Here is a 16,233-nt window from a genome sequence, read left to right as displayed (position 1 = left end):
AATCCGATGCAGCGGGAAGCGGGCTGGTCGAACCCGCGGGGGAGGGGGTGTTCGGGGTGGTCGCGGCAGCGGCGGGCTGTTCAGGGGTGGCGCGGTCGAGCCAGTTGAACGAGCTGGGGGCCGGAGACGTGAGGTCGGCGAGCCGGGGATCGGATCGCCAGGCGAACACCTCTGGGGGAAGGGGCGGGACAGGCTCGGTGAAGGCCGGCGTTCCGAGGGCGCCGGTGGCCGGCTCCTCCGGATTCTTCACGTCCTCGCTGGTGGCAGCGAGACCGCCGATGGATCCGGAAGCCTTGATAGGGCCGGAAGCCTCGCTGGAGCCAGAAGCCCCGGCGGAGCTGGAAACCTCGCCGGCAGGGAGGGTGCTGGCGGGTTCGAGGGCTGCGGGGGCAGGGATGCCGTCGGTGGAATCGGAAGCGTTGGCAGCGGGGAGGCGCTCGGTGGAGGCGAGATCGCCGGTGGTGGCGGGGAAGCCGTCGGTGGGGGCGAGATCGCCGGTGGTGGCGAGGGTGTCGACGGAATCGGGAGTGCTGGTGGAAGCGAGGACGCTGGACTCCTGAGCCGGGGCGACCTCGTCGCTCTCGGCGGGGAGAGGAGCCGGAACAGGGCCTGAACCTGCGGTCTCCTCGGCAGCGGAAGCGTCGGGGACACGGGTGCCGTCGGAGGAGAGCACGTCGCCGGTGCCGATGCTGTCCGGCGCAGCGGTTGTCGCGGCCTCGGGGACCGCCGCGTTCCCGGCGGACTCCCACGGGAGGTCCGCCGATGCCGATTCGGCTGCTGGAGTGGCAAGCGGCTCGGCGGGGGTTTCCGGCGGCAGGCGGAGCACCTGCGTGGCAGCCGGATCGGACTGCTGCGCCTTGTCGTCAGACGCTTGAGGCGCGCGGGCGGCAGCCGGGTCCGGATCGTCAGTGGTCTCGCCTGGCAGGTGAAGGACGTGCGTGGCCGCCGGATCCAGCTTCGCTTCGACGCCTCCGTGCGAGTGGCGGCCCTTGGCGGCGGCTGGGCCGGGCTGCTCGGCGTCGGTACCCGGCGGGTGGAGACCTGGGGTCCCGGTCGCGGAGGGTTCGGTGCCGGGCAGGTGGAGACCTCGGGTTCCGGCCGGGCCAGACAGGTGGGGGTCTGGGGTTCCGGTCGGGCCTGGCAGGTGGAGGTCTTGGGTTCCGGCTGGGGCAGGTGCGTGGAGGTCTGGGGTTCCGGTTGGGGCGGGCTCATCGCCGGGCAGGTGCAGGGTCTGGGTGACGGCGAGGTCGGGCTGCTCGGTGTTGTCGCCGGGCAGGTGGAGGACCTGGGTGGCTGCCGGATCGGGTTGTTCCGGGCCGGGCAGGTCGAGGATCCGGGGGGCCGCCGGGTCGGACTCCTCGGCGTCGTCGCCGGGCAGGTGGGGAGTGCGGGTGGTGGACGCATCCGGGGAGTCGCGGTTGTCGACGGGTGTGCCGACGGCCAGGCTGGCCTCGATCTCGGCCCAGAGGACTTCGGGTTCGGTGGGTTCCGGGGCGTTCACCCGGGCCTCGATTTCGGCCCAGATCACCTCGGCGTCGGTGGATTCCGACTCCGGGACGGGGTCGGTGTCCGTCGCCGCGCTGGAGATCGCTTCGGTCCCGAGGGAAGTTCCGGTCAGCGGGTCCGTGGTACTTGCCAGGTCCGTGTCGATCACCGGATCGTGATCTTCGGTGGCGTCCTGATCCGCGGAGATCGTCGGATCGGCGGCGCTTCTCGGATATGCGGTCGCCTCCGGGCCGACGATGATCTCCGGCGCGACGACGATCTTGGGGAATGCTCCGGTTTCAGACTTTATGTCGGCGTTGGTGGTGGATCCGTCCGCTCCGAGATTCTGGCTGCCGTCCTGAGAAGAGGAGGGCAAGGATGCCGAAGACAAGGAGGAATCCGAGGGCCCTGAGGCCAGCGAGGAGGCAGAGGACGACGAGAACGATGAGGACGACGAGCCGGAGGTGGAGCCCGGCACCGGCACGGACTCCGACGACGAAGCGGAGGCCGGGGAGGCTCCCGGGGCTCGGGAGAGCTCCGAGGAGGGGGTGGACCAAGAGGTGGCATCCGTGCTCGGGAAGGCATCCGACGGCGAATCGGAGGCTGCGGGGACCTCCGGGGCAGGGGCCGGCTCCGAGGACGGAATGGACCGCGAGTCGGCGTCCGTGGCCGCGAAGGAGTCCGGCGACGACGGTGTGGAGGCTGCGGAGGGCAGGCCCGACGGGAGAGCGGGGTCCGAAGCCGTCAGCGGATCCGGCGACGGAGTGGACCCCGAGGTGGAGAGGGCGGACTCCGACGGCGAGGAGGCTACCGCGCCCGGAGAGAAGGGCGCGGTAGCGGAGGAGCCGGCGTCCGCGGAGGGTGCGGAGGAGACCGGCAGGGCGGGGGAATCCGGGGCCGGGGAGTCCACCGCCGGGGACACTGAGACGGGAGAGGCCGGGACCTGAGCGTCCGGGACAGGGGAGGCCGGGACAGGGGAGGCCGGGGCCGAGGAGGGGAGGTCGGGGCCGGCTTCGGTGGGCGTACCGCGGAAGGGATCTGATCGGCCCGTCAGCAGATCGCCGGCATGGGCCCCCTCGGATTCCTTGTCGGCGAGGTAGGCGATGAACTCCTCGTAGTCGAGGACGACCCCGCCCACGTTGTCGCTCCCGGAGGGCAGCGCGTGTTTCGCCGGCGCCGCCGGCAGGGCCCGGTTGAGCAGGGTTCCGTCGAGGACGGCCGTGTCGTCGGGGGCGGGCCGCCACGCGTGCCGCCCGGACGGCTCCTCGCCCGCGTATTCGGCGAGGCCGGCCTTCTCCTGCAGCCGGCGCAGCGGTCCGGGCGCCCACCAGGACGCGTCGCCGAGCAGCCGCAGCACGGCGGGCACGAGCAGCACCCGCACGACCGTCGCGTCCAGCACCAGCGCGATGATCATGCCGACGCCGATGAAGCGCATGGTCGTCACCGAGGACAGCGAGAACGCGCCGGTCACGACGATGAGCAGGAGCGCGGCGGCGCTGATGACCCGGCCGGTACGGGTGAGACCGATGGTCACCGCCTCGGTCGTGGACGCGCCGCGGATGCGGGCCTCGACCATTCGGGACAGCAGGAACACCTCGTAGTCGGTGGACAGCCCGAACACGACGGCGGCCATCAGCACGACGATTCCGGCTTCCAGCGGGGTGGGTGTCACGTCGAGCAGGGACGCCCCGTTCCCCTCCTGGAAGATCCACACCAGGACGCCGAAGGTGGCGCACAGGCTGAGCGCGCTCATCACCACGGCCTTGATCGGCAGCAGGATGGAGCCGAACGCCAGGAACATCAGCACCAGGGTCGCCCCGATCAGCAGCCCGATCATGAGCGGCAGTTCGGCGCCGATCGCCTCCAGGCTGTCGATGTTGCGGGCGGTGACGCCGCCGACGAGCACCTCGGTGTTCGCGGGGGCGGGCAGGGCTCGCAGCGCCTCGACGGCGTCGCGGGCCTCGTCGCTGAACGGGTCGCCGCCGGTGAGATCCGCGGTGAGGACGGCGACTTCCTCGCCGCCGCCGGTACGGGCGACGGCCTCGACGCCGGGGACCGCGCCGGCCGCGGACACGACGGCGTCCGCCTCCGCCGCGGGGCGGACCACGATCTGCACGCCGTCCGACGCGAACTGCGGGTAGTCGGCTTCGAGGGTCTCCACCGCGACCCGCGAGGGATCTCCGGCGGGCAGTTGCCGTTCGTCGTTCTCCCCGAACCGGGTGTCCATGATCGGCAGGGCCAGGACCAGAAGGGCCGCGAGGATGGGTACGGCCACCAGCACCGGCCTGCGCAGCACCCATCCCGCGAGCCGTTCCCACCCACCGGTGCCCCGGGCCCGGGAGAACGGCAGCCGCACCGGGATCAGGTCGACGCGCGGCCCGAGCACCGCCAGCAGCGCCGGCAGCAGGGTCATCGACAGCAGCATGGCGAGGAAGACGGCCGCGAGGCCCCCGTACGCCAGCGATTTGAGGAAGCCCTGCGGGAACAGCAGCAGCCCGGCGAGCGCCGTCATCAGCAGCGTCGCCGAGAACACGACGGTCCGCCCGGCGGTGGCGACGGTGCGCCGCACCGCGTCGGCCGTGTCGTGGACTGCCTGTTCCTCGCGGAACCGCCCGACCATGAACAGGCCGTAGTCGATCGCCATGCCGAGCCCGAGCAGGCTGGCCACGTTGACCGCGAACGAGTTGACCTCGTGGTTGAGCGCGATCAGGTGCAGCACGCCGAGGGAGCCGAGCACGGCGCAGCCACCGACCAGGACCGGCAGTGACGCGGCCACCAGCGACCCGAAGATGATCAGCAGCAGGATCAGCACGATCGGCAGCGACACCATCTCGGCGAAGGCCAGGTCGTCGGTGGAGCGCTGCGACGACGCGTGATTGAGCGGGATGCCGCCGGCCAGTTCGACCCGGGCCCCGGCGACGGTGAACGCGTCCTCGACGTCGGCGTACGCCTCCATCTTGGCCGCGTCGTCGGCGCCGGCGAGGGTGACCACCGCGATGGCGCTGCTCTTGTCGGCGGCGGCGAGATCGGCGGCGCCCTTGGCCTCCCAGTACGAGGTGTGCCCGGCGACCGCCGACGCCGGCAGGGCCGCCAGCCGCTCGGTGATCCGTTTGCCGAGCTCGGCGTCGTCGATGTCCCCCCGCTCCGGGGTGTAGATCGCGATGACGTCGCCGCCCTGTCCACCGGTCGCCGTGGCGACCATGTCGGCGGCTCGGGCCGACTCGCTTCCCGGGTCGGTGAACCCACCCTCGGTGAGCTGCCCGAAAACGCCGAGACCCCAGATCCCGGAGCCGATCACCGCGACGAGAGCGACGATGAGCACCGGCCATCTGAGGCGGGCGACCCGCGATCCCCAGCCCGCGAACACAGGGTTCCCCTTTCCGGTTCGTGAAGGTCGAGCAGGTCAGCTCAAGGTGGCGGCCTGCAGGGCGACGCCGCCGCACTTCGCGTCGAAGGATGCGCCGGTGATCCACTCGACGGAGATCTTGCCAGTTCGCGAAGCCTGATACGAGATGACATAGGCCGATGTCGCCATCGATGTGTCCCGCACCTCCCACGAACTGTCGAACTCCTTGCCCGTGGAGAGCTCGATGTGCAGGTCGCCGCGGGCGGCGGTCGCGCCGACGTACACGGTGAGGGTGCTGCTGTCGGTCCCGGCCGGCGCCGACACGGTGAAGCCGTTGCCCTTGCCGCAGGTGCTCACCCCGCTGGTGACGCCGGACGCCCGGGCCAGGGGCGCGCCGCCGGTCCAGTTGAACCGTTGCGGGCTGGCGGTGTGCCGGTTGCGCGGCAGCGACGGGGTGCCTTCGAGGATCGCGAATCCGCCGTCCGCGTCGCGTTCCAGGGAGAACCGGCCGTTCTCGCCCCAGTGCACCCAGTCGATGGTGCCCTCGGCGTCCAGGTCGACGGTGTCCGGGACCGGCACCCGCTCGATGGTGATCGAGTCGATCGGCGCGAACGACGGCGACGGGGTGAGGCTGGGCAGCGGGATCGGGATCTGGGCCGGTGGACTGGGCGGGACGACGGCGGGCGGCGCGCTCCGCGCGGGCTCGGCGGCCCGGCCACGGGAGTACAGGACGACGCCGAACATGACGACGGCCAGCACGCCGGCGAGGATCACCACGGCCGGTTCCAGGAATTCCCGCCAGCGACGCAAGAGCAAGGATCCTCCAGATCGGCAGTGGCGGGGCGGAGCGCTAAACGATCTCATCCTGGCTCCCGCCGGTGAAGAGGGGGAGGCCGCTGGGGGACGTACGGTTGATCATCCGCATCGGCGATTCGGGGGAGGTTCCGCGCCGGATTGCTACCACCTGCGAGTAGCGTGTCCGAAGTTCCCGACTCGGCTGACCAGGAGTGCGACGCATGAGCGACAAGACCAAGTCCACCGGCAAGCGGGGCCAGGCCATCGCGGGGGTGCTCAGCGGCGCGCTCGTCTTCGTGGTGCTGGTGATCGTCTTCTTCGTGGTCCGCGACGGCGACGAGCCCACGGTCACCTCGCAGGCCTCCCCGGCGGCCCAGGCCGCGGCCGCCGCCACCTCGCAGGCTGCCCCGGCGGGCAGTTCGGCCGCCGCCGCCGCGACCGGCCTCAGCCAGGAACCCGAGGTCGTCAAGGGCACCGGCACCCTCAGCGAGCTGGTGATCAAGGAGTTGGTGCCGGGCACCGGCGAGGTCGTCAAGGCCGGCCAGACGATCAGCGTCAACTACAAACTGTGGGGTCACACCTCCGGCGAGGTCCTCGACTCGTCGTGGCAGGACGGCAAGTCCACCCCGATCAGCTTCCAGATCGGCACCGGCCAGCTCATCCAGGGCTGGGACAAGGGCATCCCGGGGCAGAAGGTGGGCAGCCGGATTCAGCTGGACGTGCCGCAGGACCTCGCCTACGGCCCCTCCAAGGGCGACCTGCGCTTCGTGGTCGACATCCTCTCCGCCGAGTAGGACCCCGCCCGGCGGACGGCACTGACAGCCGGCCGTCAGAGTTCGGTCACGACCACGTCGAGCTGCCGGGGCCGCCCGGCCGGCACGGGCCGCTCCTCGACCGTGAACTTCAGGTCCCGCAGCGCGGTGACCAGCTCGTCCACCGAATCGGGGGCGGCGTTCTCGACGGCGAGCGCGCGGACCAGGCGGCCCTTGGTGGCCTTGTTGAAATGGCTCACCACGGACCGCTTGGCCTCGCCGCCGACGATCCGCTCGTGCAGGACACGCAGGGCGGCGGCGTCCGCGCCGGGCGCCCACATCGCGGCGTAGGCGCCGGACCGCAGATCCAGGACCGGCGTCCCCGCGGTGGCCTCGTCGAGAGCGGACCTCAAACCCTTCTTCCAGTACGCCGTGAGCCCACCGACCGGCGCGGGCAGCGTGACACCGACCGAGCACCGGTACGCCGGGATGCGGTCCCCGAGCCGCACCACGCCCCACAGCCCGGAGAACACCACGGCGCTCCGGTCCAGCCAGTCCCGTGCCGGGCCGTCGAGGGTGGCCGGGTCGAGGGCCTCGTACAGCACCCCGGTGTAGATCTGCGCGGCCGGAGCCGCGGGCGCCCCGGGCAGCGCGGCGTTGCGGGCGATCTCGCCCCGCTGTCCGGCGCTGAGCCCGAGCACCGCCAGGCTGTCCGCGATCGACCGCTCACTGCTGCGCGCGCACATCGCGACGAGCCGCTTCAGCACCCGCTCGCGGGCACCGGCCAACTGCGGCAGCCAGAGCGACGCCGGGTCGACGGGTTCGCCGGTCACGGCCGGGGTCTTACCTTCGGAGGGCGGCAACAGGATCAGCACGCCGCGACCTTAACCTCTGCCCTCCGGCGGTCCGGGAGACCCCGGCTGGTCGTGGCTGCCGTCTCAGCGCCGCTGAGACGGCAACCACGACCAGCCGGACGGGACCGGTCAGCCGGTGACGGTCACGGTGGTCCGGACGGTGGCGCGGTCGAGGGCGGTGGTACGGATGGTGAAGGTGAGCTCGTAGGTGCCGGGCAGCGGGAACGACACCGAGCCGAGCGCCTGGTTGCCGGTCTCCAGTCCGGCGATCGGCTGCGGCACGGCCTCCAGGGCCGGATCGGTCAGCCGGGCGGTGAGCTGCCACTCCTCGGCTCGCAGCGGCGCGCCGGCCGGGCTGTAGAGGAACGCGTGCACGGTGTTGTACTCGCCCAGTTCGACCGGGTAGATGTTGAACTGCACGGTGTACAGGTCGGTGGTCAGCGTCTCGGACGTCCCCGCGCCGGTGATCGCCCTGTCCCGGGCCGCCTGGACCCGGCCCGGATCGACCTGGACCAGCAGGGAGCTCAGCGCCAGGACGACCGCGGCCGCCGCCACCTCGACCCCGACCAGGCGCCGCAGCGCGCCGGTCGCCCTGCGGACGACCAGGCGCCGGGCGACCGCCGCGACCGCCAGCACGGCGGCCAGGATCGCCACCTTGCCGGCGAGCAGCCTGCCGTAGTCGGTCTCCCAGAGCGCGCTGACCCGGCCCAGCTGCACCACCGCGTGCACCAGCCCGGCGACCACCAGCCAGAGCACGGCCAGGGCCGCCCAGCGGGACCAGACCGGCAGGATCACGCCGAGGACCCGCGGGTTCGTGCCGCGCAGCAGGAAGGCGGCGAGCGTGACGAGCCCGCCGATCCAGACGGCCATCGCCGCCATGTGCACCACCCCGGCCGCCACGGTCACCGCCGGCAGCGGAACGGCGACGGCGTGCCCGGTGAGCGGCCAGGTCGCCAGCCCGGCCACCGCGAGCAGCAGCACCGTCGCGCCGCGGACCCGCCCGATGGCCGGCCGCGTGGCCGCCGCCCCGGTGGCCGCCGCCCCGGAGGCCGCCGGTACGGAGGGTGCCGGTACGGAGGGTGCCGGGGGAGCGGGGGCGGTGCCGGCGAAGGCGAGCAGGCGGACCGGTGTGGCGGCGGCGCGTGCGGGGGTGCGGGCCCGCAGCAGCGGTGGGAGGAGCACGGCGACGGCGGCCAGGACGGTCAGGCGGGCCAGCAGGAGAAGGCCGAACTGGCTGGTGGCCACCTCGGCCAGCTCGGCGGCCGACACCCGCCACAGGGGCGCGCCGGAACCCTGCTGGGCCTGGGTGCCGAGCGCGCCGGCGGTCGCGACCGCGCTCAGGACGACGCCGATCCGGACGGTGCGCAGGGCCCCGGCCCGGGAGCGCCGCCGCGGCCACAGGAACGCCAGGAAGAGCGCGGGGCCCACGATCAGCGTCATCCCGGCGTACCCCAGGGTCTTGAGAAGGGGGACGGCGACCGCGACCGAGGAATGCGGCCCGGTCGAAGCCGCCGGGGCCTCGGGGCGGGCCGACGGCGCGCCGACCGAGAAGGTGATCGCGCCGCCGACCGGATGACTGTCCGCCGAGATCACCCGGAAGCTGATCAGGTAGGTGCCGAGCGGCCGTTCCGCCTTGCGGACGGGGATCCGCACCACGTTCCCGCTGACCGTCGCCGTCCCGGAGATCCGCTCGCCGTCCGGGGCGATGACCTGCACGTGCCCGGCCACCGGGGCGACCGGCTCGCTGAACGTCACCGTCACCTCGGACGGCGAGGAGCCGATCACGCTGCCCGGGGCCGGGTTCGAGCCGACCGGGGCGGCGTGCGCGGACGCGGGCGAGGCGGGAACGGTGAGACCGGTGATCACCAGGAGCAGGAACAGCAGGACGCGCATCACATGGGGTAGTTCGGATCGGCGCGGGGAATGGTTCAAGGCGAGCGTCTCGATACGATCCGTGACAGCTCCCAAGCCCCTCCCCGAGGAGACGCACATGTCCGTCCACGCCCGCGCCGGGCAGCCCGCCGAGCCGTCCGACCTGATCGACGTCCCCAAGGTCGTCTCGCGTTACTACACGGAGCATCCGGACCCGTCCGACGCGGGGCAGCGGGTCGCGTTCGGCACGTCCGGGCACCGCGGCTCCAGCCTGCGCACCGCTTTCAACGAGGATCACATCGCCGCGACCAGCCAGGCGATCGTGGAGTACCGCCGGCAGCAGGGCACCACCGGCCCGCTCTTCCTGGGCCGGGACACGCACGCGCTCAGCGAGCCGGCGATGATCACCGCGCTCGAGGTGTTCGCCGCCAACGACGTGACCGTGCTGATCGACTCCCGGGACGGCTACACGCCCACCCCGGCGCTGTCGCACGCGATCCTGCGATGGAACCGGGCGGAGGACGCGAAGGCGGACGGCGTCGTGGTCACGCCGTCGCACAACCCGCCCGACGACGGCGGCTTCAAGTACAACCCGCCGAACGGCGGCCCGGCCGACACCGACGCCACCAAGTGGATCCAGGACCGGGCGAACGCGCTGATCGCGGCGGGTCTCAAGGAGGTGCGGCGCACGGCGCGCCCGGCGAGCCCGCAGACGTACGACTACCTCGGCACCTACGTCGACGACCTGCCCAACGTGATCGACATCGACGCGATCCGTACGGCCGGGGTGCGTATCGGCGCGGACCCGCTCGGCGGCGCCAGCGTCGCCTACTGGGGCGAGATCGCCGACCGGCACCGGCTGGACCTGACCGTGGTCAACCCGCACGTCGACCCGCGGTTCGGGTTCATGACGCTGGACTGGGACGGCAAGATCCGGATGGACTGCTCGTCGCCGTACGCGATGGCCTCCCTGATCGCGCAGAAGGACCGCTTCCAGATCGCCACCGGCAACGACGCCGACGCCGACCGGCACGGCATCGTCACCCCCGACGGCGGCCTGATGAACCCCAATCACTACCTGGCCGTCGCCATCGGCTACCTCTACCGCTCCCGGGACGGCTGGCCGTCCGCCGCGGGCATCGGCAAGACCCTGGTGTCGTCGTCGATGATCGACCGGGTCGCCGCTGACCTGGGCCGCCGCCTGGACGAGGTGCCGGTCGGCTTCAAGTGGTTCGTGCCCGGCCTGCTCGACGGCTCGATCGGCTTCGGCGGCGAGGAGAGCGCCGGCGCCTCGTTCCTGCGCCGTGACGGCGGCCCGTGGAGCACCGACAAGGACGGTCTCATCCTGGATCTGCTGGCCTCGGAGATCCTGGCGGTGACCGGGAAGACCCCGAGCGAGCACTACCGGGAGCTGACCGCCCGGTTCGGTGAGCCGGCGTACGCCCGGATCGACGCCCCCGCCACCCGCGAGCAGAAGGCCGTGCTGGCCAAGCTGTCGCCGTCGCAGGTCACCGCGTCGTCGCTGGCCGGCGAGGCGATCACCGCGGTGCTGACCGAGGCGCCCGCCAACGGCGCCGCGATCGGCGGTCTCAAGGTGGTGACCGGGTCCGGCTGGTTCGCGGCCCGCCCGTCCGGGACCGAGGACGTCTACAAGATCTACGCCGAGTCGTTCCACGGCCCGGAGCACCTGGCCCGCATCCAGGAGGAGGCGCGGGCGGTGGTGTCCGCCGCACTCTCCGCCTGACCGGTTCCGCTCAGTTTCACGGCTTCCGCGCCGACAGTCAGTCTGAAGCAGACGTGCCTATCGGGCGGGAGCCGTACGCACCCATGAGCGATACCGACGCCGGCGTCCCCCGGCTCCGGGCCGGGGGACTCTCGCCTGTGCTGGTGGCCGCGGTGGCGAACCTGGGTGTGCTGATGTGGCTGCTGATCCGGGACGCCGACGACGTCACGTACGGCTACATCGGCGGCCCGATCGCCCTGGCCGTCGCCCTCCACGCCACCCGCCGGATCGCCCGGACCGTCCGGATGCCCCGCCAGGTGCGCACCTTCTGGCGCCGCGTGCACCTCTCCTCGATCTGCCTCTTCGTGTCCTCGGCGATCGCGCTGGCCCGGGCCAACAACAACACCGGCATGTCGTTGTGGGTGGCGGTGCCGATGATGTCCGGCCTCCTGCTGCTGATGATCGCGTTCCTCGGGCTGCCCGGCCCGAGACGCAACGCCGCCGGCCTGCTGCGCGCCCTGCTCGACACGGTGACCATCGCGGTCGCCAGCGCCCTGATCTTCTGGTACGTGGTCCTCGACCTGGCTCCGGCCGGCACGTCGCTGGTCGCCCGGATCGTCGCCGCGGTCGTCGGGGTCGGCGGAGTGCTGCTGCTCGTGGTGATCGGCAAGGCCGCGGCCGCCCCGGAGACCGTCGTCGACGGGACCGCCCTGCGGGTCCTGATGGCCGCGCCGATCGCCGCCGTCACCGGCACCTTCCTGCTCATCGCCGGCGCCGACTGGTCCCGGATGGCGCTGTCGGTGCAGGCCCTGCCGCTGGTCGGCCTCGCCTTCTGCGTCGGCGCGCACCTCCAGCGCCGGGCGCTGGAGCGGCCCGCCGGGCACCCGGTCACGTTCCCGGCCCGCTCGCTGTTCAACCTGCTGCCGTTCGTCGCGGTCACCGCCACGGCCGGCCTGGTGATCAGCGTCAGCTCCCAGGACATGACCAACCGCCAGCGTGCGGTGATCATCGGCGCGGTGCTGATCGCCGGCTGTGTCGTCGCCCGCCAACTGCTCAGCCTGCGGGAGAACACCCTGGCCCTGCGCGGCATCCGGCGCCAGCAGGCCGAACTGGAACGGCTGGCGCTCAGCGACAACCTGACCGGGCTGCCGAACCGGGCCCGGTTCATCGTCGCGCTCGCCGAGCGCCTGGAGGACCGGGCCCCGGCCACCGCGCTGCTGATCGACGTCGACGACTTCAAGATGATCAACGACACGATCGGGCCGGCCGCCGGCGACCAGCTGCTGCACGCGGTGGCGCAGCGGCTGCGTGAGCAGTGCGTGCCCGGCGAGATGCCGGCCCGGCTCGGCGGCGACGAGTTCGCGGTGCTGCTGCCGGTCGAGGACCCGGTCGCGGCCGAGGCCGCCGCCAACCGGCTGCTGGAGGTGCTCGCCGAACCGTTCCGGGTCGCCGAGCAGCAACTGCTGCTGCACGCCAGCGCCGGCATCGCCATCGCCGGGAACGGCGAGAACGCCGACGAGGTGCTGCGCAACGCCGACATCGCGATGTACGCGGCCAAGGAGGCCGGTAAGGCCTCTCTCGCCCGGTTCGAGCCGCGGATGCGCCACGACATGGTCAGCCACGCCACCCTCGCCGGTGAGCTGCGCGACGCCATCGGCCGCGGTGAGCTGCGACTTCTCTACCAGCCGGTGTACGACCTGGTCACCGGCGGCCTGCACGGTTTCGAGGCGCTGGTGCGGTGGCAGCATCCGGTCCGCGGGTTCGTGTCGCCGGCCGAGTTCATCCCGGTCGCCGAACGGTCCGGGCTGATCGTGCCGCTCGGCGCCTGGGTGCTTCGCGAGGCGTGCCTGCAGCTGGCCGCCTGGCGCGCCGCCTACCAGGACGGCGCGGTCGAGGCGATGAACGTCAACGTGGCGGTCCGGCAACTGCGCGAGACCGGGTTCGTCGACGAGGTCGCCGCCGTGCTCAGCGAGACCGGGCTGACCCCGCGCAATCTGATCCTCGAGGTCACCGAGTCGTCGGTGGTCGACGGCTGGCAGGTCAGCGAGACCCTGGAGGCGTTGCACGAGATGGGCGTACGCCTGGCCCTCGACGACTTCGGCACCGGCCAGTCGTCGCTGAGCCTGCTGCGCGCCTTCCCCGTCGACGTGCTCAAGCTCGACAAGTCGTTCGTCGACGGCATCGCCGACGGCGCCGACCGGGGCCGTCTCGCGGTCGCCGCGGCCGTCGCCCAGCTCGCCGAGCACCTGCAGCTCAAGGCCGTCGCCGAGGGCATCGAGAGCCGGGAGCAGCTGGAACGGCTGCGGGACATGGGCTACCGGTACGGTCAGGGCTTCTTCATGGCCAAGCCGCTGCCGCCGGCCGAGTGCGGCCCGCTGATGGCCGCCGATCCGGTGCGCGCCGCCTGACCCTTCTCGACCGGGCGTCCTCGACTGGACCTCGACCAGGGTGGAGGTACTAGCGTGCAACCATGACCGCCGTCACGGGCCATGTCCGAACCTTCTACCAGCTTCTCCTCAACGCCGGCCTGGTGTCGGTCATCAACTTCACCGTCTGGTTCGCCGTCACCTTCTGGACGTACCTCCAGACGAAGTCGGTCTTCGCTACCGGCGTGATCTCCGGCATCTTCCTCGTCCTGACCGCCCTCACCGGCATCTGGTTCGGCAGCCTGGTCGACGGGCACCGCAAGAAGACCGTCCTGCAGGGCTCCGCGCTGGCGTCGCTGCTGCTCTACGCCGCCGCGTTCGGGGTCTACCTGGCCGTGCCGCAGGAGACGTTCCGCGACCCGGCCGACGCCCGGCTCTGGGGGTTCGTGCTGCTGCTGATGTTCGGGGTGATCGCCGGCAACATCCGCACCATCGCCCTGCCGACGCTGGTCACCCTGCTGATCGACGCCGACCGGCGGGACCGCGCCAACGGCCTGGTCGGCACCGTCTCCGGCACCACCTTCCTGGTCACCTCGGTGATCAGCGGGGTGCTGGTGGCCTTCGACGGCATGCGCTCGGTGCTGATCCTGGCCCTCGTGGTGCTCACCGCCGCACTGGTCCACCTGCTGTTCGTGACCATCCCCGAGCGGGCCGCCGAGCACGGTGACGGCACGGCGTCCGCCTCCGGCGTCGACCTGCGCGGCACGCTGCGGATCGTCGCCGGGGTGCCCGGTCTGTTCGCGCTGATCCTGTTCAGCACGTTCAACAACTTCCTCGGCGGGGTGTTCATGGCCCTCGCCGACGCGTACGGACTGTCGCTGATCTCGGTGCAGGCGTGGGGGCTGCTCTGGGGCGTGGTCAGCACCGCCATGATCATCGGCGGGATCGCGGTGTCCCGGACCGGCCTGGGATCCCAGCCGCTGCGCGTGCTCCTGCTGATCAACGTGGCGCTGTGGGCCATCATCCTGATCTTCCCGCTCTGGGCGTCGATCATCCCGATGGCCATCGGCATGTTCCTGTACCTGCTGCTCATGCCGTACGCGGAGGCCGCCGAGCAGACCATCCTGCAGAGGGTCGTGCCGTACGAGCGTCAGGGCCGCGTCTTCGGCCTGGCGCAGAGCGTCGAGCAGGCCGCGTCGCCGCTTACCGCGTTCCTCATCTCGCCGATCACCCAGTTCGTGTTCATCCCGCTGATGAGCGACGGCGGCGGCGGGGCCCGGGCCATCGGCTCCTGGTTCGGCACCGGGCCCGACCGCGGGATCGCGCTGGTGTTCGTGCTCACCGGGTTCATCGGCGTGGTCGCCACCGCGTTGGCGCTGCTCAGCCGGCCGTACCGGAACCTGAGCCGGCGGATCACGGAGGACCGGTCACCGTCCGAGACGGTTCCGGCCTGAGCGTTCCCCTCAGATCGGAGCCGGATCGGCCGATCTCTCCTCGTCGGCAGAAGACCGGCATGCCTCGCCGGCCGGAGTCGACGAGGGGAAGGGAACCGCCGATGGGCTGGCCGCGTACGACGGCTCCCGCATGGCCCGTGCATGCGGCGTTCGCCGGGCTGTCGGCCGCGGCGGTCACCGCGTACGCGCTGGCCGGGCCGGACCTGCGGATCGTCGTCTTCACCGCGGCGACGACCGTACCGATCATCACGTTCCTGCTCGCCCTCGGCGCCGGCCACCTGACCGACCGCCTGCCGTGGCTCGCCGCCACGGCCGGGCTCGGCTTCCTCTCCCTCGGTCAGGTGCTGTGGCCGGACTGGATCCCCGGCCACCACCTCGGCCGGGCCGAAGGATCCACGACCGACCTGGTGATGGCGTCCGCGCACCTGCTGTTCCTGATCGGCACGGCCAGCGCGCTGCGCCGGCACGGCCGCAAGGATCCCGGCGGCCTCATCGACGCGGCCCTGTTCGGGCTGTGTGCCGCCGGCCCGCTGTGGGAGTGGCTCATCGGGCCGAACCTGGGGCCGGACGCGACACCGTTCGGGGAGGCGCTGGTCCTCGCCGACGTGCTGGTGCTCTCCGCCGTGCTGGGCTGCGTGATCCGGATCGGCGTGACCGCCCGGAGAGCGCGCGGCCCGCTGGCGTACCTGCTGCTGGCCGGGCTGCTCACCCTGGCCTGTGACGTGGTCTCGGTGCTCACCGTGCACGGCACGTCGGTGTGGACGGCCCAGATGATGATGCTGGCCTACCTGACCCTCGCCGCGGGCCCCGTCCTGCCGTCCGCGCCGCTGGTGACCCGGCCGGAGTCCGGGCGGTCCACCGCCGAGCACCCGCCGCTCGGCTGGCTCGGCGCCGCCCTCTGCGCCAACCCCGTCATCGCCGCGGTCCAGGCCGTCCAGGGGAACCGGCCGGCCAGCGTGGTGCTGCCGATCAGCACGATGATCGTCATCCCGGTCGTGCTGCTGCGGCTGCGGCTGCTGTCGGCGCAGCGGGACCGGGCCGAACGTACCCTCGCCCATCAGGCCCACCACGACGAGCTGACCGGCCTGTACAACCGGCGGCACATCGTCACCCGGATCGACGAGGCCGTTCACGCCCTGGAACAGCGGGAACTCGCCGAGGTCACCCTGCTGCTGTGCGACCTCAACGGCTTCAAACCGGTCAACGACCGCCTCGGCCATCAAGCCGGCGACCTGGTCCTGCAGGCGGTCGCCCGGCGGCTGACCGCGACGGTCCGCGAGGACGACCTGGTGGGGCGGCTCGGCGGCGACGAATTCGTGGTCCTGCTGCGCGGCGCGCACCCGGCCGGCGGCGACGGCGTCGCCGCCCGGATAGCCGAGGCGCTGCGCGAGCCGATCGAGGTGGCCGGCACGACCGTGCGGATCGGCGCCTCGATCGGGACGGCCCGCGCGTGGCCCGGCGCCGGCCTCGGCCGCGACGAGCTCATCGGCCGGGCCGACGCCGCCATGTACGTCGCCAAGGCGGCGCAGCCCACCGCCGACGACCGGGCCCGGCCGGTGCCGGTGGCCGGGCCCGTCTGAGCGAGC

The 16,233-nt window shown here is 72.4% G+C and carries 9 protein-coding genes; 5 read left to right on the top strand and 4 right to left on the bottom strand.

The genetic code is table 11. From position 1 onward, the window contains the following. Positions 1-4,807 (bottom strand): MMPL family transporter (locus Aut01nite_RS01940; protein ID WP_204037405.1); only part of this gene is annotated, 4,807 nt, incomplete at its 3' end. An 81-nt stretch (positions 4,808-4,888) separates the two neighbouring features. Continuing rightward, the gene (locus Aut01nite_RS01935; protein ID WP_152629091.1) at positions 4,889-5,641 is read right to left on the bottom strand and encodes a hypothetical protein; all 753 of its coding nucleotides are present in this window, start codon (positions 5,639-5,641) and stop codon (positions 4,889-4,891) included. 206 nt (positions 5,642-5,847) lie between these two features. Here Aut01nite_RS01935 and Aut01nite_RS01930 point away from each other — a divergent pair, with 206 nt between their 5' ends. Further along, on the top strand, positions 5,848-6,420 hold the full coding sequence (locus tag Aut01nite_RS01930; RefSeq protein WP_043532366.1) for an FKBP-type peptidyl-prolyl cis-trans isomerase: 573 nt from the start codon (positions 5,848-5,850) through the stop codon (positions 6,418-6,420). Positions 6,421-6,455: 35 nt separating this feature from the next. Here Aut01nite_RS01930 and yaaA read toward each other — a convergent pair whose 3' ends face one another. Both yaaA and Aut01nite_RS01920 read right to left on the bottom strand, forming a co-directional pair. After that, entirely contained in the window at positions 6,456-7,253 is a 798-nt protein-coding gene (yaaA, locus tag Aut01nite_RS01925) for a peroxide stress protein YaaA (protein WP_043532368.1), read from the bottom strand. 108 nt (positions 7,254-7,361) lie between these two features. Then, entirely contained in the window at positions 7,362-9,125 is a 1,764-nt protein-coding gene (locus Aut01nite_RS01920; RefSeq protein ID WP_043532370.1) for a copper resistance protein CopC, read from the bottom strand. 97 nt (positions 9,126-9,222) lie between these two features. Here Aut01nite_RS01920 and pgm point away from each other — a divergent pair, with 97 nt between their 5' ends. The 4 genes from pgm to Aut01nite_RS01900 all read left to right on the top strand — a co-directional run bounded on the left by pgm (position 9,223) and on the right by Aut01nite_RS01900 (position 16,227). After that, positions 9,223-10,848 carry a phosphoglucomutase (alpha-D-glucose-1,6-bisphosphate-dependent) gene (gene pgm, locus Aut01nite_RS01915; RefSeq protein WP_043532372.1) on the top strand — a complete coding sequence of 542 codons (1,626 nt, stop codon included), beginning with the start codon at positions 9,223-9,225 and terminating at the stop codon, positions 10,846-10,848. Positions 10,849-10,931: 83 nt separating this feature from the next. Further along, a complete protein-coding gene (locus Aut01nite_RS01910; RefSeq protein WP_043532374.1) occupies positions 10,932-13,235 on the top strand; it encodes a putative bifunctional diguanylate cyclase/phosphodiesterase in 2,304 nt (767 codons plus the stop codon). A 62-nt stretch (positions 13,236-13,297) separates the two neighbouring features. After that, positions 13,298-14,647, top strand: coding sequence for an MFS transporter (locus Aut01nite_RS01905; protein WP_043532376.1), 1,350 nt, complete (start codon positions 13,298-13,300; stop codon positions 14,645-14,647). 101 nt (positions 14,648-14,748) lie between these two features. Next, entirely contained in the window at positions 14,749-16,227 is a 1,479-nt protein-coding gene (locus Aut01nite_RS01900; RefSeq protein ID WP_083999971.1) for a GGDEF domain-containing protein, read from the top strand. Positions 16,228-16,233 lie beyond the last annotated feature (6 nt).

The organism is Actinoplanes utahensis, assembly GCF_016862455.1.
Taxonomy (GTDB): Bacteria; Actinomycetota; Actinomycetes; order Mycobacteriales; family Micromonosporaceae; genus Actinoplanes; species Actinoplanes utahensis.
This window is presented reverse-complemented; position numbering and strand designations above follow the sequence as displayed.